Here is a 2,500-nt window from a genome sequence, read left to right as displayed (position 1 = left end):
GTGGAGAGGGAAACAACCCTGACCTACAGCTAAGGCCCCCAATTCATGGCTAAGTGGGAAAGCAGGTGGGACGACCAAAACAACCAGGAGGTTGGCTTAGAAGCAGCCATCCTTTAAAGATAGCGTAACAGCTCACTGGTCTAAATAAGTTGTCCTGCGGCGAAGATGTAACGGGGCTCAAGCCATGAGCCGAAGCTTAGGATGCCGTAAGGCATGGTAGCAGAGCGTAGTGTGACATAAGACTTTATCTGTATTGCCGCTGGTTATGCGGCGCGGGCAACCGCGCTCAAGTAGCCGAATAGGCGGTAGCGCAGATATAAGTCTTTTCGATGAAGCCGGCGCGTGAGCGATCCGGTGGAGAGATCACTAGTGAGAATGATGACATGAGTAGCGACAAAGAGTGTGAGAGACACTCTCGCCGAAAGTCCAAGGGTTCCTGCTTAAAGCTAATCTGAGCAGGGTAAGCCGGCCCCTAAGCCGAGGCCGAAAGGCGTAGGCGATGGGAACTAGGTTAATATTCCTAGGCCGTGGAGTGGTGACGGATCTCAGAGGTAGTTCATCCTTATCGGATTGAATGGGCTGCTGAGAGGTTCCTGGAAATAGCCCTCCTATAAGACCGTACCCTAAACCGACACAGGTGGACTGGTAGAGAATACCAAGGCGCTTGAGAGAACGATGTTGAAGGAACTCGGCAAAATACCTCCGTAAGTTCGCGAGAAGGAGGCCCGGTTCCTAGGCAACTAGGGGCTGGGGGCACAAACCAGGGGGTGGCGACTGTTTATTAAAAACACAGGGCTCTGCGAAGTCGCAAGACGACGTATAGGGTCTGACGCCTGCCCGGTGCCTGAAGGTTAAAAGGAGAGGTGAGAGCCTTGAATTGAAGCCCAGGTAAACGGCGGCCGTAACTATAACGGTCCTAAGGTAGCGAAATTCCTTGTCGGGTAAGTTCCGACCTGCACGAATGGCGTAACGACTTCCCCGCTGTCTCCAACATCGACTCAGCGAAATTGAATTGCCTGTCAAGATGCAGGCTTCCCGCGGTTAGACGGAAAGACCCCGTGCACCTTTACTACAGCTTCGCACTGGCATCAGGATTGTGATGTGCAGGATAGGTGGTGGGCTTTGAAGCAGAGACGCAAGTCTCTGTGGAGCCTCCCTTGAGATACCACCCTTCGCACTCTTGATGTCTAACCGCGGTCCGTTATCCGGATCCGGGACCCTGCGTGGCGGGTAGTTTGACTGGGGCGGTCGCCTCCTAAAGCGTAACGGAGGCGCGCGAAGGTTGGCTCAGAGCGGTCGGAAATCGCTCGTTGAGTGCAATGGCAGAAGCCAGCCTGACTGCGAGACTGACAAGTCGAGCAGAGTCGAAAGACGGCCATAGTGATCCGGTGGTCCCGAGTGGAAGGGCCATCGCTCAACGGATAAAAGGTACGCCGGGGATAACAGGCTGATACTGCCCAAGAGTCCATATCGACGGCAGTGTTTGGCACCTCGATGTCGGCTCATCTCATCCTGGGGCTGGAGCAGGTCCCAAGGGTACGGCTGTTCGCCGTTTAAAGAGGTACGTGAGCTGGGTTTAGAACGTCGTGAGACAGTTCGGTCCCTATCTGCCGTGGGTGTAGGAGACTTGAGAGGAGTTGCCCCTAGTACGAGAGGACCGGGGTGAACGATCCACTGGTGGACCTGTTGTTGCGCCAGCAGCAGTGCAGGGTAGCTATGATCGGACAGGATAACCGCTGAAGGCATCTAAGCGGGAAGCCCCCCTCAAAACAAGGTCTCCCTGAGGGCCGTGGAAGACCACCACGTCAATAGGCCGGAGATGTAAGCGCAGTAATGCGTTCAGTTGACCGGTACTAATCGCCCGATAGGCTTGATTTGATCCAGTAATGGAAAGACAAATCAAAAACATACACACCTTAGACTAACGATGGCTGTGTCGCGCCAAGCGGCACTGTTGATTGATTACACTACCGAGTGGCAACGCGCCTTTTGCACGCAAAAGACGCTGCCTGCCACCCGTCGCGCTTGCTACGCAAGTCGCAACGTGGGATTTTCCTCGGTTTGGTGGTCATAGCGCAAGTGAAACACCCGGTCCCATCCCGAACCCGGAAGTTAAGCACTGCCGCGCCAATGGTACTTGGGCTTAAGCCCCGGGAGAGTAGGTCACCGCCAAACCTAGAAAAATCCCAATTCTCTCTAAATGATACAATTACTTATTCGACCCCGGCCTCAAGTAGCGAAAGCGATAGGCCAACCTAGTGTCGCGGGATGGAGCAGCCCGGTAGCTCGTCAGGCTCATAACCTGAAGGTCGTAGGTTCAAATCCTACTCCCGCAACCAGGTCGAATAATATCAACACAGCCCGTTCAGACTACATTTGATCCACTGGATCAATTGCTTAACGTCTTCACCTCGTCAGGCTCATAACCTGAAGGCCAAAGGTTCAAACCCTACTCCAAAAAAGCAACTTTAGAACGAAAATTACAATTACTTACACGCCG

At 53.7% G+C, this 2,500-nt stretch carries 1 tRNA gene and 2 rRNA genes (1 of these 3 cut by a window edge); all 3 read left to right on the top strand.

Annotation, left to right across the window (positions count from 1 at the left end):
- Nucleotides 1–1,878, top strand: a 23S ribosomal RNA gene (locus AC2FJ5_RS21165); it begins 989 nt to the left of the window's first position.
- Between the two features lie 182 nt (nucleotides 1,879–2,060).
- Nucleotides 2,061–2,175 (top strand): 5S ribosomal RNA (gene rrf, locus AC2FJ5_RS21160).
- A gap of 87 nt (nucleotides 2,176–2,262) precedes the next feature.
- Nucleotides 2,263–2,339, top strand: a tRNA-Met gene (locus tag AC2FJ5_RS21155).
- The last annotated feature ends 161 nt before the right edge of the window (nucleotides 2,340–2,500 follow it).

Source organism: Ruegeria sp. CDSA221, assembly GCF_059611825.1.
The sequence above is the reverse complement of the archived record's forward strand: the minus strand, read 5'-3'. Positions and strand labels throughout refer to the sequence as shown.